General features: G+C 44.4%; 12 protein-coding genes. All 12 read right to left on the bottom strand.

Features of this window, described 5'->3' with window-relative positions:
- Nucleotides 1-230 precede the first annotated feature (230 nt).
- The 12 genes from dnaB to dnaA all read right to left on the bottom strand — a co-directional run bounded on the left by dnaB (nt 231) and on the right by dnaA (nt 14,987).
- Entirely contained in the window at nt 231-1,601 is a 1,371-nt protein-coding gene (gene dnaB, locus BM049_RS08355) for a replicative DNA helicase (protein WP_091530456.1), read from the bottom strand.
- Between the two features lie 203 nt (nt 1,602-1,804).
- Entirely contained in the window at nt 1,805-2,257 is a 453-nt protein-coding gene (rplI, locus tag BM049_RS08350; protein WP_091530453.1) for a 50S ribosomal protein L9, read from the bottom strand.
- A 22-nt stretch (nt 2,258-2,279) separates the two neighbouring features.
- On the bottom strand, nt 2,280-4,277 hold the full coding sequence (locus BM049_RS08345) for a DHH family phosphoesterase (protein WP_091530601.1): 1,998 nt from the start codon (nt 4,275-4,277) through the stop codon (nt 2,280-2,282).
- 165 nt (nt 4,278-4,442) lie between these two features.
- Nucleotides 4,443-4,676: a 30S ribosomal protein S18 gene (gene rpsR / locus BM049_RS08340; RefSeq protein WP_091266708.1), complete on the bottom strand. Its 234-nt coding sequence runs from the start codon at nt 4,674-4,676 to the stop codon at nt 4,443-4,445.
- Between the two features lie 26 nt (nt 4,677-4,702).
- A complete protein-coding gene (ssb, locus tag BM049_RS08335) occupies nt 4,703-5,227 on the bottom strand; it encodes a single-stranded DNA-binding protein (protein WP_091530450.1) in 525 nt (174 codons plus the stop codon).
- 54 nt (nt 5,228-5,281) lie between these two features.
- Complete coding sequence (gene rpsF / locus BM049_RS08330; RefSeq protein WP_091530448.1) at nt 5,282-5,581, bottom strand: 30S ribosomal protein S6; 300 nt, start codon at nt 5,579-5,581, stop codon at nt 5,282-5,284.
- A 206-nt stretch (nt 5,582-5,787) separates the two neighbouring features.
- Nucleotides 5,788-8,310, bottom strand: a complete 2,523-nt coding sequence (gene gyrA / locus BM049_RS08325; RefSeq protein ID WP_177188660.1) for a DNA gyrase subunit A — start codon at nt 8,308-8,310, stop codon at nt 5,788-5,790.
- Between the two features lie 99 nt (nt 8,311-8,409).
- On the bottom strand, nt 8,410-10,356 hold the full coding sequence (gyrB, locus tag BM049_RS08320; protein ID WP_281242215.1) for a DNA topoisomerase (ATP-hydrolyzing) subunit B: 1,947 nt from the start codon (nt 10,354-10,356) through the stop codon (nt 8,410-8,412).
- 1 nt (nt 10,357) lies between these two features.
- Nucleotides 10,358-11,479 carry a DNA replication/repair protein RecF gene (gene recF, locus BM049_RS08315; protein WP_091530442.1) on the bottom strand — a complete coding sequence of 374 codons (1,122 nt, stop codon included), beginning with the start codon at nt 11,477-11,479 and terminating at the stop codon, nt 10,358-10,360.
- Between the two features lie 2 nt (nt 11,480-11,481).
- Complete coding sequence (gene yaaA / locus BM049_RS08310; RefSeq protein WP_091530440.1) at nt 11,482-11,712, bottom strand: S4 domain-containing protein YaaA; 231 nt, start codon at nt 11,710-11,712, stop codon at nt 11,482-11,484.
- A 612-nt stretch (nt 11,713-12,324) separates the two neighbouring features.
- A complete protein-coding gene (dnaN, locus tag BM049_RS08305; protein WP_091530439.1) occupies nt 12,325-13,464 on the bottom strand; it encodes a DNA polymerase III subunit beta in 1,140 nt (379 codons plus the stop codon).
- A gap of 188 nt (nt 13,465-13,652) precedes the next feature.
- Nucleotides 13,653-14,987: a chromosomal replication initiator protein DnaA gene (gene dnaA, locus BM049_RS08300; protein ID WP_091530437.1), complete on the bottom strand. Its 1,335-nt coding sequence runs from the start codon at nt 14,985-14,987 to the stop codon at nt 13,653-13,655.
- Nucleotides 14,988-15,520 lie beyond the last annotated feature (533 nt).

Below are 15,520 nucleotides of genomic sequence, written 5' to 3'. Positions count from 1 at the left end.
GAAGGGCACGCGCCACCTCATTCCATGACCTCCAGCCCGGCTGTCTCATCTTGAAGGGCACGCATCACTTTCATAATTACCAGTATCTTTTCAAACGAGGTGTAATCCGGAAAGCATTAACGCAATAACGATAGTGTCCTTGAAATTTTATACTTTCCTATACTATAAAAAAGCGATCCCTTTTCTCCCGCCTTTTTAAAGGTGGATACAAAAGGGATCGCTCTAACTGTTTAACCCGGTATGTCGCTTTCGGGATAGTAGGATAAAGAAGAAAATTTATTGTACTCCTTGATAAACAGCAATTTAACTGTTCCTCGAGCTCCTGAACGGTTCTTTTCAAGGATGACTTCAACGACATTCTCATCTGCCGCCGCCTCCTCTTCTTCACCGTCTTCACTGCGATAGTAGTCTTCCCTGTATAAAAAGGCTACGATATCGGCATCCTGCTCGATCGAACCGGATTCTCTTAAATCACTGAGGATCGGACGCTTGTCCTGACGCTGCTCCACACTACGTGACAACTGAGACAAGGCAACCACAGGGACAGACAGTTCTTTGGCCAGCTTTTTGAGCTGTCTGGAAATCTCAGAAACTTCCTGCTGACGACTCTCCCGACCTGTTCCTTCGATCAGCTGGAGATAGTCGATCACGATCAGGCCGATGCTTCCTTTTTCCTGCTTGAGTTTACGGCATTTGGCACGAATCTCAGCTGTTCTGATCCCAGGGGTATCATCGATATAAATATTCGCTTTAGACAGACTGCCCATGGCCACGAACAGTTTCGTGAATTCCTCTTCAGTCAGCTGACCCGTTCGCAGGTGCGAGGCATTGATCGTCCCTTCCGCACAGAGCATACGGTTGACCAGCTGCTCTGCTCCCATTTCCAGACTGAATATCGCAACATTTTCATCCGTTTTCGTTCCTATGTTCTGGGCCACGTTCAAGGCAAAGGCCGTTTTACCTACACCCGGACGTGCGGCCAGAATGATCAGTTCGTCTTCATGCAGGCCTGCTGTCATCTGATCGAGCATTTTATACCCGGTAGAGACGCCTGTGATGTCATCATCATTTTGAAAAAGATCATCGATATTGTTGATTGTATTTCTTAAGACTGTTTCTATGTCAACGAAGCCGCTTCTGCTTTTCTTCTCGGAAACTTCGAGAATCCTTCTTTCTGCTTCATCAAGTAAATCAGGGATATTACCTGTTTCCTGATAGCCCTGAGAAGCTATTTCAGTTGCTGTCTGAATCAGGTTTCGCAGTATGGCACGTTCTTCGACGATTTTAGCATAATGTTCAACGTTGGCCGCAGTGGGAACTGTCGTAGCAAGTTCTGCCAGATAAGGTGTGCCGCCAACATCCTCCAGCTGGTCCTTCGATTCCAAATTATTAGCAATGGTAATGACGTCTATGGCTTCATTCTTTTCATTCAATTCAATCATGGATTGAAAAATAAGCTGATGCGCACGACGATAAAAATCATTCGCTTCCACATACTCCATAGCCGGAATAATAGCTTCAGGATCAAGTAAGATTGACCCCAGGACAGATTGTTCGGCTTCTATATTCTGTGGAGGTAAGCGATCACCTATAACGTCCATCTCGATGTCTAACTTCCTTTCATGTCGTTCACTGTTTCTCTATTGTACCTTATCTCCTGAAAAAAGTATATAAAGGAACATACGTTTGCTAATGATTGTTTCATGTGAAACAACGCATAAGAAAACTAGCATGAATCAGGGATAGACCCCTGTAAACATGCTAGCTCCTGATTCTGGACTGTTCTATTTTATTCAGTTCTTTGTTACTCGTCTTTGGCCAGAACACGCACGGTTATTTCTGCTGTCACATCTCTGTGCAGTTTAACATCCATTTTCTGACTGCCTAAAGAACGCATCGGCATGGTCTGGTTGATTTTTCTTTTATCTACTTTTATACCCAGTTGTTTTTCAATAGCTTTTGCGATCTGTTTGGTGGTCACAGATCCGAACAGGCGACCATCTTCGGCAGCCTTCTCGTGGATTTCGATCGCATTCTCTTCTAGGGTCTCTTTTTCTTTTTTAGCTTCTTCCAGTATTTCCTGTTCTTCTCTTTTTTGAGCCTTTTTCTTCATCGTCAGCTCTTTTTTTGCTGATGAGGTCGCTTCTTCAGCAAAACCTTTTTTGATCAAAAAGTTTCTGGCATAACCGTCAGAAACTTTTTTTACTTCTCCCTTTTTACCTGTTCCTTTTACGTCTTTTAATAGAATAACTTCCATAGTTTTTAACTCCCTCTCTCTGTTAATCTAGTTGAGAATGTATAACTTCTTTTAATTCTTCTATTATTTCTGAAATACTCTGACCATCGATCTGTGTGGCAGCATTGGACAAATGTCCGCCCCCGCCCATTTTTTCCATGATGGCCTGAACATTTATCTTGCCTAAGCTTCGAGCACTGATACCTACTGTCTCCTCAGAACGCCGAGTGATGACAAAGGCCGCTTCGACGCCTGACATGCTGAGCATCGTATCTGCTGTCTGAGCCGCAGTGACAGAGGGATAGATTTCATCATCCGCTCCATAGGCGATCGCTACACCATCGATGACATATTCGAGGGTTTCGATCAACTGGCTGCGCTTTAGATAGCTTTCAGGATCTTCTTTCAGTAGTCTCTGTATCATGGTGGAATTGGCTCCAACAGACTGCAGGTAACTCGCGGCATCAAAGGTACGGGAACCTGTTCTCAGACTGAAATTGTTCGTATCTACCACGATACCACCCAGCATCGCTGTGGCTTCGATACGGTTGATCGGTTCGCCATCTGTCGACACGTATTCAAACAACTCAGTAATCAGTTCAGCTGTTGAAGAGGCATAAGGTTCGATATACACTAGCAGTGGATTTTCAGTGAATTCCTCACCCCGTCTATGATGATCGATGACCATGTTACGTCTGGTTTTTTTCAGCAAGTTTGGTGCGATCGATAGCACGGGTTTATGGTGATCCACTAATACGACCAGATCATTGGCATCGATCATTCGTTCAGCTTCTGTGGAAGAGATAAGGTTAGCATTCACTTGCTTGTGCTTTTTTATTTCCTCAAGCAGTTTGGCTACGTCTTTATTGACATCGTCTTCGTCGATAACGACATACACTGTTTTTTTGAGCATCATGGCTATACGGGCGATCCCAAGAGAAGAGCCGACTGAATCCATATCTGGGTTCTTATGTCCCATAACATATATCGTTTCACTGTCATTCATCAGTTTCTGCATGGCCTGACTGATCATGCGGGAGCGGACACGTGTCCGTTTTTCCATCGGATTAGTCTTACCCCCGTAATAACGTGGTTCTTCATCGATCGCTTTGACGATTGCCTGATCTCCGCCACGTCCAAGGGCTAGATCCAGATTGTTTTGAGCGATATCCGCCAGCTTGTCAAAGGAAGCATCACCATAGGATAAACCGATACTTATCGTCAGCGGCAGATTGCGTTTAGATGTCCGGTCTCTGATGCTGTCGATGATATTGAATTTGTCATTTTCCAGGCGCTCCAGTTCTTCTCTGTCTAAAAGCAGGAAGTAGCGGTCATCCGAAATACGTTTATAAAAGATACCGTGTTGTTTTCCCCAGTTAGAGAAATAGGTGGTCAGCAGACTGTCAAAGCCTGAAACCCCTCTGTCGTCAAGACCTGACGTAATTTCATCGTAGTTGTCTAAAAACAGCCAGCCTACGACCGGACGTGTTTTTTCATATTCTTCCGTGATCGAAGCGTATTCTGTTATATCCAGCAGATAAAGCGCATTGATATCTTTTTGAAGAGAAACTTTATATATTTTCTCGTTCCATTCCACTAAATTGAAATCTTCTCTTTTTTCATTGTCAAAATAATCTGACAAATCCCTATTCACTTCTCTGATCGGTTCGCCTAAAAATTGCTGGTCACTAGGCAGCTGCAGCTGCATATAAGGATTGATCCATTCAATAAGGTTTTCATCATTGAGCAGGATGATCCCCATCGGCATTTTGATCAGTGCTTCCTGTTGTCCACGTTTGATACGGTAAGACAGGTTAAGTATATAGTTATTCAATTCTTCGTTGTATTCATTGCTGAATCGCCATATGATGACAAGAGTGATCAGGAACAACACTAACATCAATGCCCCGAGCCAGATATATGCAAAGAAACTCAATACCGTCATCGTGAACTGAACAGCTACCGCAAACAGAAGCATGCGCTTCAAATAAGGGTGATTCAGTAATTTAGGAAGATTTTCTTCCTGTGACTTATTATTCATATTTTCTCCTCTTAACATCGTCATTATAACTATTTCCTTATATTTTAACACGTTTACAAGGTTACTTCTATACTAGATGTCAGTATTTAAATGTTTCACGTGAAACATTTAAAATCAAAAGAAGCTGTAACAGTATGTATCACTGTCACAGCTTCCGCAAATGGTTTAATCTTCAGTAACGAACGGCAACAAGCCCATGATACGAGCACGTTTGATTGCTTTCGTTAATTTACGTTGGTTTTTAGCGTAAGTTCCAGTTACACGACGTGGTAAAATTTTACCTCTGTCTGAAATGAAACGTTTCAATAAATCAACATCTTTGTAATCGATATATTCAATATGATTAGCAGCAAAGAAGTCAACTTTACGGCGCTTTCTTCCGCCTCTACGTCCAGCCATGTTATAATCCTCCTTTTATTCTTGAATCAAAATGGTAAATCGTCATCGGAAATATCGATCGAATCATTGTTTGAGTCAAACGGATCCTCATCGAAATTCGCGTAATTGCTTTTAGAATTATTTCTTGGAGCTTGATTGGTATTCTGCGAATAATTTGAATTATTTGAAGTATTGCGAGAAAATCCAGAATTAGAACTTGACCCCTCATTTTGCGCACGTTTTTCAGTGACTGATTTAGGTTCAAGCATTTGGAAGTTTTCAGCGACAACTTCTGTAATATAAACTTTTCTACCTTCGTTGTTCGTGTAGTTTCGCGTTTGCATACGACCAGTTACTCCAACTAACGAGCCCTTGCGGGTATAGTTAGAAATGATCTCAGCTGTTTTCCTCCAAGCCACACAATTGATGAAATCAGTTTCTCTCTCACCTTGCGCATTGGTGTATGGACGTTCCACAGCTACAGTAAATGAAGCAACGGCTATCCCGCTACCCGTATAACGAAGTTCAGCATCTCTAGTTAATCTTCCAACTAGTACGACATTGTTAATCAATCAAAGTGGCTCCTTTCTTAAAAAGGCAATCAATAAAATGTTTCACGTGAAACATTAGTCTTCTAGACGAACGATCATATGACGTAGCATGTCGTCATTGATGCGTGCTAGGCGTTCAAATTCATTGATAGCTGCTGCATCTGAAGTTTGTAAGTTTACTAAGCGATATGTTCCTTCGCGGTATCCTTTAATTTCATACGCAAAACGGCGTTTCGCCCAGTCTTTTGATTCAGTTACTTCAGCACCGTTATCTTTTAAGATAGTTTCAAAACGCTCTACTAAAGCTTTTTTACCTTCTTCATCAAGATCAGGACGGATAATGTATAAAATTTCATATTTAGCTGATTGACTCATCTTTGACTGTCACCTCCTTATGGACTTTGGCCCCTTCATTTGAAAGAGCAAGGAGAGTATTCTATATAGAGTACTCACTCCGAAATATTATAGCACACGACTGATCAAATTACAAGGTTTTTTTGACTCTTCAGCCAAAAAAGAGAGCAGCTCATTTTACTGGCTGCTCTCTTCTTCTGTTCAGTAACTATAAAAGGTCCTTCGACTTATTCGTCCGTATCCTCTTCAGTTACATCTTCTGTATTCTCTGAAGCAACTTCATCAGCTGCTGAGCCTGTTTCTGAAGTTTCGGTATCAGTCAGTTCGTCCTCGTCTTCCTCTTCTTCAGGTTCGACTTTCGCAAGCGTCGAGACATAGATATCATCTTCAAGTCTCATTAACCGGACACCCTGGGTCGCCCGGCCGGTCTGAGAAATGTTTTTCGCATGGAAGCGAATGATCACACCGCTTGTGGTGATCAGCATGATGTCTTCTTCCCCATGAACAGTTTTCAGACCGACTAACGGGCCGTTTTTATCCGTGATATTAACGGTCTTGACCCCTTTACCGCCACGGCCTCTGATGGCGTACTCGGAGGCAGCTGTGCGTTTGCCGTAACCTTTTTCAGTGATCACCAGCACTTCGGAATCCGGATTCAGGATGTCCATACCGACAACATAGTCGTCTTCTCTTAACCGGACACCTCTGACCCCCGCTGCGGCACGTCCCATGCTTCTGACGTCTTCTTCATGGAAGCTGACAGCATAGCCCTGACGGGTCCCGATAACAATATGGTCAGAACCATGTGTGACAGCCACACTGATCAGTTCATCATCTTCTTTCAGCACGATGGCTCGAAGTCCGCTCGTTCTGATATTTTCAAATTCAGAGAAAGCGGTACGTTTTACCGTGCCCATTCGCGTCGTGAAGAAAAGATGATCGGACTCTTTCGTTTCGCCTCTGGTATTGATGATCGCCTGAATACTTTCATCGTTATTGATACCCAAGAAGTTGATGGCTGGGATCCCTTTGGCTGTTCTGCCGTATTCCGGAATCTCATATCCTTTGGCCTTATACACTTTCCCGGTATTCGTGAAGAACAGCAGCAGGTCGTGAGTCGAACAGGTGACCAGTGTTTCCACAAAGTCGTCTGTGTTCGTTGACATGCCTTTAACGCCTCGGCCCCCACGGTTCTGTGCTTTGAACTCGGAAATCGCCATGCGCTTCATATAGCCGTTATGCGAGAGCGTCACTGCGATCTCTTCTTCTTCGATCAGGTCCTCATCTTCCAGACTGAGCGATTCCCCTACCAGGAGTTCTGTGCGGCGGTCATCGCCATGCTTGTCGGCGATCTCTTCCAGTTCTTCAGCAATGATTTCGTGGACGCGCCGAGGATTCGCCAGGATATCAGCCAGGTCACTGATGAGTGCCAGAAGGTCCTGGTACTCCCCTTCGATTTTCTCTCTTTCCAGACCTGTCAGACGCACCATACGCATATCAAGGATGGCCTGTGACTGACGGTCGCTCAGTCCAAAACGTTCCATCAAGGCATTTTTAGCGACATCTGCCGTGTCGGATCCTCTGATGATCGAAATGATCTCATCGATATGATCCAGGGCGATACGCAGACCTTCGAGAATGTGCGCACGCGCTTCTGCCTTGCGCTTGTCGTATTCGGTTCTTCGGCGGATGACGATACGCTGATGTTTCAGATATTCAACCAGGATCTCTTTCAGTCCCAGTGTTTTCGGTACCCCATTGACGATCGCCAGCATGTTGAAGCCGAATGATGTCTGCAGTGGTGTCATCTTGTACAAGTTATTTAAAATAATACTGGCTGACACGTCACGTCTGACATCAATAACGATACGCATCCCGTCTCTGTCTGATTCATCGTTCAAGTCGGTGATGCCTTCGATACGTTTATCTCGAGCTAAATCTGCTATGCGTTCAACCAGTTTAGCTTTATTGACTAAGTAGGGAATTTCATCCACGATGATGCGTTCTTTACCGTTAGGCTGAACTTCGATCCTTGCTTTAGCCCTTACTTTTATAGACCCTCTACCTGTTTCGTAGGCTTTTCTTATTCCAGACTTACCTAGAACCATGGCTCCTGTTGGAAAATCCGGTCCGGGCAGGACTTCCATCAAGTCTGCCACCGTGGCGTCTTCGTTTTCCATCACGATACGACAGGCTTTGATGACTTCCCTCAGGTTATGCGGCGGGATATTCGTGGCCATCCCGACAGCGATCCCTGATGCCCCATTGACCAGCAAGTTGGGAAAACGCGCCGGCAGAACATTCGGTTCACGTTCCGATCCATCATAGTTATCATGGTAATCCACGGTATCTTTATTGATGTCCCGCAGCATTTCCAGAGCCATTTTACTCATTCTGGCCTCTGTATAACGCATGGCTGCGGCACTGTCGCCATCGATGGACCCGAAGTTTCCGTGGCCGTCGATCAGAGGGTTACGGAAACTGAAATCCTGGGACATGCGGACCATCGATTCGTAGATCGCCGAATCCCCGTGTGGATGATATTTACCCATAACATCTCCGACGATACGGGCAGATTTTTTAAAGGCTTTGTCCGGGGTCATCCCCAGTTCATTCATACCATACAATATACGTCGATGCACAGGTTTCAACCCGTCACGCACATCGGGTAAAGCACGAGATACAATAACACTCATCGCGTAGTCTAAAAAAGACTTTCTCATCTCGCTGGATAAGTTTATCTTTTCCATACGTGCTTCTCTTTCTTCAGTCAAGTGATTTTTCCTCCTCAAACAATTTCATAACTTTTTTATCTCAATTATTCATTTTATAGTTTGTATAGTTATATTTTATACGTCGATATTCTCGACATACTGGGCATTTTCTTCGATGAATTCGCGACGCGGCTCCACTTTCTCACCCATCAGCATATCAAAGACCAGATCTGCTTCGATCGCATCTTCAACAGTGACCTGCAATAGGCGCCTATTTTCTGGATTCATGGTCGTTTCCCATAACTGTTCTGCATCCATCTCACCCAGACCTTTGTAACGCTGAATAGAGGGTTTAGGAGACGTCGGGATCGATTTAAGGTGTTCCTCCAATTCTCTCTCAGAATCCACGTAGACCTCTTTTTTACCCTGTTTGATTTGATACAGAGGCGGCATCGCCACATAAACGTAACCCGCTTCGACAACGGGACGCATGTAACGGTAAAAAAGTGTGAGCAGCAATGTTCTGATATGCGCGCCATCCACATCGGCATCGGTCATGATGATCAGTTTATGGTAACGGGCTTTATCGATCTCGAACTCTTCGCCGAAACCTGTCCCCATGGCTGTAAACAAGGAACGGATCTCTTCATTGGCCAGGATACGGTCGATCGACGCTTTTTCAACGTTCAGGATCTTTCCTCGGATCGGTAAAATAGCCTGGAACAAGCGGGAACGTCCCTGTTTGGCTGATCCGCCCGCGGAGTCCCCCTCGACGATGAAGATTTCTGATTTTTCAGGATCTTTGGACGAGCAGTCTGCCAGTTTACCCGGCAGGTTGCTGATTTCCAGACCGTTTTTCTTACGTGTCACTTCGCGCGCACGCTTGGCAGCCAGACGGGCTTTTGCAGCCAGCAGGGCTTTGTCTATGATCTTCTTCCCGACTTGAGGATTTTCAACCAGGAAACGGTTGAAGTGCTCACTGAAGAGACGGTCGGTAATCGTCCTCACTTCTGAGTTACCCAGTTTCGTTTTGGTCTGTCCTTCAAACTGGGGATCCGGATGCTTGATGCTCAAAACGATGGTCAGCCCTTCTCTGGCATCCTCACCGCTCAAGTTATCCTCGCTTTCTTTCAGATACTTGTTTCGCTTGGCATAATCGTTAATGATACGCGTGAGTGCCGTTTTAAAGCCGGACTCATGCATCCCACCTTCATAGGTATGGATATTATTCGCAAAACTCATGATGTTCGTGTGGTAGCCGTCTGTGTGTTGCAGCGCGACTTCAACGGCGATGCCATCCTGTTCACCTTCCAGGAAAATCGGGTCATCGTATAAGACGGTCTTACTCTGGTTCAAGTATTCGACGTAGCTCTTGATCCCGCCGTCATACTGATAGGCCAGACGGACCGGTTCTTCCGGCCGCTGATCTTCGATGGAAATAGCTAAGCCGCGGTTCAGGAAGGCCAGTTCACGCACGCGTGTGGCCAGCTTGTTGAAGTCATAGGTTGTTGTTTCCTGGAAAATCTCTGCATCCGCTTTAAAGCGGACGACAGTTCCAGACTTGTCTGTATCACCGGTTTCATGCAGTTCTTTCACGACATCGCCGCGTTCGAAGGACATGCTGTGGATCCTGCCGTTTTTATGCACATCCACTTCAAGAAACTTGGACAGGGCGTTAACGACTGAGGAACCCACCCCGTGGAGACCGCCGGATACTTTGTAGCCGCCACCGCCGAATTTACCACCGGCATGCAGGATCGTAAACACGGTCTCGACCGCCGGACGGCCTGTTTTTTCCTGGATATCGATCGGGATCCCCCGGCCGTCATCACTGACTTCAATGATGTTATCCTTTTTGATGACGATATCGATGTTTTCCGCATGACCGGCCATCGCCTCATCGATCGAGTTATCCACGATTTCCCATACAAGGTGGTGCAGCCCTTCAGGACCCGTCGATCCAATGTACATCCCCGGACGCTTTCTGACGGCTTCCAGACCTTCCAGTACCTGAATCTGACTGGCATTATACTCTTCTCTCAATTCTTCGATTTCTTTCGGCGTTAATTTATCTTCAGCCACTTTATTCACTCTCCATTTCAATCTGTCCGTTATGCACGGTAAAAATACGCGGGTCATGGAGCAATTCTTTCTTTACTCCGTCTAAACTCGTTGTGGTCAAAAAGGTCTGTACTTTGTCCTGAATGGATTTCAAGAGATGTGTCTGGCGGTCATCATCCAGTTCGCTCAGCACATCATCCAGTAGTAAAACGGGATATTCCCCTGTCATCTCTTTCATCAGTTCGATCTCAGCGAGCTTCACGCTTAGTGCCGTTGTCCGCTGCTGCCCCTGGGAACCGTAGGTCTGAACGTTTTTTCCATTCACATAGAACCGGACATCGTCGCGATGCGGCCCGGCTAGCGTCGTCCCCTGGTCCATTTCCCGTCGCTCGTTCTTTTTATACTGTTCCAGCAGGTCTTTCATCACCTGGTCTTTGTCCTTTTCCGAGCTTAGCGAGACCGTTGAGGCATACTCGAGCGTGAGCTCCTCTTTCTCCTGACTGATATCGGCATGGATCGGCTGGGCCCATTTTTCCAGTCGCTTGACAAAAGAAAAGCGTTCAGCAAGCACCTCAGCACCTTCTGCCGCTAATTGTTCGTTTAGAATAGATAAATACGTCTGATCTATTTTTCCGTTTCTGCGATTCTGTTTTAAGTAAGCATTGCGCTGTTTAAGGATTTTCTGATATTCGACCAGATGGTACAGATAAATGGTACTCATCTGCCCCATTTCCATATCCAGAAACTTCCGTCTCACCGAAGGAGACCCTTTGACCAGAGCCAGATCTTCCGGTGCGAACAGGATCACGTTCAAATGACCGATATACGCACTCAGCTTCTTCTGTTCCAGGTGATTCAGCCGGGCTTTCTTCCCTTTATTTGACAACACGATCTCAAGCGGATAGGTCGTTTTATCCGTTTCCACTTTTCCTGTGACTTTGGCAAAGTCCTGATCCCAGCCGATGAGTTCTTTATCATTGGCCGTCCGGTGACTTCGCGCCATGGCTAAAACGTAAATGCTTTCCATCATGTTCGTCTTCCCCTGCGCATTTTCCCCTAGAAAAACATTTATTTTTTTTGAGAATTTTGCTTCCGCTGTTTCATAGTTCCGGTAGCCTCTTAAAGAAAGTTCTTTTAAAAACATCCCTATTCCCCGTCGGCAGTGGATTCTATCGTGTACGTCCCGAATTCCTCGATTTTTATCGTATCACCGTGACGGAGCTTCTTGCCTCGGCGGTTTTCAGGTTCCCCGTTCACCCAGATCGGGTATTCCATAAGGAAAGGCTTGGCCATCCCTCCGCTTGATATGATGTTTGCGTGTTTTAAAAACTGACCCAGTGTGATCACTGAATCATCGATTTGAATGATTTCAGACATCGTTTTCGTCTCCTTAAAAAGTAAAGACGTGGATAGCCATCCACGTTTACTAGTTTCTCCTTATATTATACCTTAAATGACCGTTTAAAACAAATCTATATAGGAATATATCCATTCTAATCGATTTTAACGGATAATCGATAAAAAGTACTTTTTATATTGAAATGAGCTCAGAAAGGAAAATTTAAGAGGATTTGGATATTACTGATCAGAATTTATAAAAATTTACTCTATTTAGGGTCAGAAGGTGAGGAGTGAGCTGCTGATTCGTTGTAATCAGCGTCTTTTCGCATTTTAGAAAGGGATTCGGTTTATAAAAGGATAAAATAGTCTCGAATAAGCCGAAGTTTGCGAGGTTCGGTTGATTGGATACTGAATATCCTTCTAATGAACCGAAGTTTGCCCGAGTTCGGTCTATTCAAAGGATCATGACTACTGTATACGTTGAAGAAGGCGATCTTCAGTCAGCTCAGTCGTTTCACGTGTTCTATCCGACTGTATCACCTGAACAAGAAGGAAAGAGGGCCATAGTGACTGACAGAAGACGACACATTCTTGACCGGATAAAAAAAGACCCTCGAAAGGGTCTTTTTTCATATTCATCTTCATCTTTTAAGAAGCGGTTCTGATCGGTGTGATAAGTTGAATGAATTCATCGTTATCTTCACTTGGCACCAGCACGAAAGGACGAAGCGTCGAAATCAGTTTGACGGTGATCTCAACAGGTCCAAAAGTTGTCAGGGCGGCTTTCAAATAATCCGGGTTGAAAGAGATCTCCATGTCTTCCCCGTTCAAGTCATTGAAGGACACTTGTTCGTTCACGCGTCCGACTTCCGGCGAATTACCGGTAATTTCAACGCTGTTGTCTTTGACCGTCAATTTGACGACGTTGTTTTTCCCTTCATGGGAAAGCAGGCTGGCACGTTCCACAGCGCCTAAAAGCACATTAGCGTCAAGGGTCAGCTGTGTAGACGAGTTGTCAGGGATCAGTCGGTTCGTATCCGGATAATTGCCTTCCAGTAAGCGTGAATAGAAGTAGGTATCTTCCGTTTTGAATAAGATCTGGTTTTCAGCAACGGTCACTTCGATTTCATCTAAACTCTCATCGAGTAAACGGGTAAGTTCCTGAAGGCTTTTGCCCGGGATAACGAGATCGTGGGACAGATTTTCTGTGCCTTCGATCGGGATCACACGCTGACTCAATCGGTGACTGTCTGTAGCAACAGCTTTCAGTTTTCCGCCTTCGATCGTGAAGTGGATCCCGGTCAGGATCGGACGGCTTTCATGCGTTGATACAGCAATAACTGTCTGTTTGATGATCTTTTTAAGCAGATTGACAGGCAGTGTAAAGGACTGTTCCGTGTCGATTTCAGGGAGATGTGGATAATTGACCGCATCGAGTCCATTGATCACAAAAGCAGAAGAGGCAGAGGTGATGGATGTCTGCACGCCGTCTTTCACTTCTACAGTAAAGGTTTCATCCGGCAGTTTATTGACGATATCACTGAAGAAACGGGCAGGCTGTAAGACGATCTGGCCGGTTTCTTCAATAGTGAGTCCTGCTTTCTCATCAGTTACACTCAAAAGTGTTTCGATCGAAATATCTGAATTGCTTCCAGTCATTTTGATTCCTTCAGAATCAGCGATCAGTTTGATCCCTGTTAATATCGGAATAGTTGCACGAGATGAAACAGCTAACTGCACATCTTTTAATTTCTTTAAGAATGTTGCTCGATTGACAGTGAATTTCATAGTCATCCTCCATTGATAAAGTAGTAACCTAATGCATATTATATATTAATATAAAGACTTAGTAATAGTAGTAGGTCCTGTGTATACTGTGGAAAACATAAAAAGCGTATGGCAGTAACGGTTTTCCACTTGTGGATAAGTTGTGCATAAGAATGTGTTTAACTTGAATGTTTATCCACAGTGTCCATTTAGAGACTTTTCTTGATTTCCTCGATCTGCTCCCGCATTTCGCCGTTTTCTTCTTCATTCAAAACTTTTTTGATTTTCTCATGGGCATGAATAACGGTCGTGTGATCCTTGCCGCCAAATTCTTTACCGATTTTCGGCAGGGACGTGCTGGTCAGTTCTCTGGACAGATACATCGCGATCTGACGGGGGAGAACGATTTGTCTGACGCGTTTTTTCCCTTTTAAATCAGCTAGAGAGATCGAATAGTACTTGCTGACTTTCTGCTGGATCGATGCAATGGATACATTCTGTTTGGCATCCTGTTTGATCATACTTTTCAGTGCATCAGCCGCCAGACTTGTCGTGATGTCGCTGCGCTGGATCGCCGAATACGCCTGAACACGGACTAGGGCACCCTCCAATTCTCTAATGTTGGAATCGATCTGGCCGGCAATATAGCTCAAGGTATCGTTTGGTATTTCCAGGCCTTCCGCATTGGCTTTTTTACGCAGAATCGCGATACGTGTTTCGAGATCGGGAGGCGTGATGTCAACGGAGAGTCCCCAGGCAAAACGTGAAACGAGACGTTCCTGCAGTTTAGGGATCTCATTCGGCAGACGGTCGCTCGTCAAAACGATCTGTTTCCGGTCGTCGTACAAGGCATTGAAGGTATGAAAGAATTCTTCCTGCGTGCCTTCTTTATCCGCAAAGAACTGGATATCATCGACTAAGAGCAGATCCACGTTACGATAATTCTGTCTGAATTTCTCCTGCGTCCGGTTTTGAATCGAATTGATGAAATCATTGGCAAAATTTTCACTGGATACATATTTGATGCGGGCATTCGGATTGATCTGCAGATACTGGTGTCCGATCGCATGCATCAAGTGAGTCTTACCTAAGCCGACGCCACCATAGAAGAAGAGGGGATTATAGATCGTTCCCGGTTCTTCAGCTACGACTAATGCCGCTGCATGAGCCATCTGGTTTCCTTTACCGATAACAAACGTGTCAAAGGTATATTTGCTGTTCAAGGTACTCGATTTGTTATGAGAGGTGAACTGATCGACCATATCATTCGTGTCTTGTTCTTCAAAGGTGGCCTGTTCGTCTGCTGTGACAAATAAGGGAGAAACTTCTCGTCCTAAAAATTCATACAAGTATTCCACAACTTTAGTAGAGAGATTATTTTTCCAGTATTCCTTATGCAGGGTAGAAGGCACTTCGATCGTGATCGAATTATCAGAGAGTCTGACGAGGTTAGCGCTTTGAATCCAGGTATCATAACTAACTTTTGAGAGTGTTTCTTTAAATTTATCTTGTAGATAAGTCCATACGGTATGTATGTCGTCCATATTTTTCCTCCTCGCCGTAAAGTTACTTTTTCTATTTTATCACGTCTTGCTTCAGTTTTCCACAGTTGCTTAAAATTGTTGATATAAATTCCACAAGGTGTACAAAAAGATATCCACAGGAAAAAACAGGATGTTAATAAACTTATAGAGAGGTGGGTTTTTAACAAGAAATGTGGATAACTATTGCGAGCTTAATCGTTGATATTAAAACGTTTATAAAAGTTATACACACCCCGGCCGAACCTGTGTACGGTTTCCATTAACAGGATGTGAAACTGTGGATAGTCTGTGAATGAAAAGGTGGATAAGAAAAGGGGGAAAGAGAGTTATTCTTCACATGTGGATATCTTTTTGGCATAACTTTCTGATGCTATTGAAAATTAAGGGTGTAATCTGAACGGATTGATGGTAAAATAAGCTTGACAAACTGTGAAATGTTTTCTAAAATAACATAGTCTGTCTATATAGTGAAAAGTGATAGTCTGATATTGCTTATTATAAGTACAGAAGACATAAGGAAAGATTCAGGAGGT

It is taken from the genome of Alkalibacterium subtropicum (genome assembly GCF_900112455.1).
Lineage (GTDB): Bacteria > Bacillota > Bacilli > Lactobacillales > Carnobacteriaceae_A > Alkalibacterium > Alkalibacterium subtropicum.
Note: the sequence above shows the minus strand (reverse complement) of the source record. Positions and strands in the feature narration are given on the sequence as shown.

Bases quoted from the DNA above. Each gene is read 5' to 3' on its own strand.
- recF (WP_091530442.1), bottom strand. From the start codon at position 11,479: ATGTTTTTAAAAGAACTTTCTTTAAGAGGCTACCGGAACTATGAAACA.
- dnaN (WP_091530439.1), bottom strand. From the start codon at position 13,464: ATGAAATTCACTGTCAATCGAGCAACATTCTTAAAGAAATTAAAAGAT.
- rplI (WP_091530453.1), bottom strand. From the start codon at position 2,257: ATGGAAGTTATTCTATTAAAAGACGTAAAAGGAACAGGTAAAAAGGGA.
- rpsF (WP_091530448.1), bottom strand. From the start codon at position 5,581: ATGAGTCAATCAGCTAAATATGAAATTTTATACATTATCCGTCCTGAT.
- dnaA (WP_091530437.1), bottom strand. From the start codon at position 14,987: ATGGACGACATACATACCGTATGGACTTATCTACAAGATAAATTTAAA.
- yaaA (WP_091530440.1), bottom strand. From the start codon at position 11,712: ATGTCTGAAATCATTCAAATCGATGATTCAGTGATCACACTGGGTCAG.
- BM049_RS08345 (WP_091530601.1), bottom strand. From the start codon at position 4,277: ATGAATAATAAGTCACAGGAAGAAAATCTTCCTAAATTACTGAATCAC.
- gyrA (WP_177188660.1), bottom strand. From the start codon at position 8,310: ATGGAAAAGATAAACTTATCCAGCGAGATGAGAAAGTCTTTTTTAGAC.
- rpsR (WP_091266708.1), bottom strand. From the start codon at position 4,676: ATGGCTGGACGTAGAGGCGGAAGAAAGCGCCGTAAAGTTGACTTCTTT.
- dnaB (WP_091530456.1), bottom strand. From the start codon at position 1,601: ATGGACGTTATAGGTGATCGCTTACCTCCACAGAATATAGAAGCCGAA.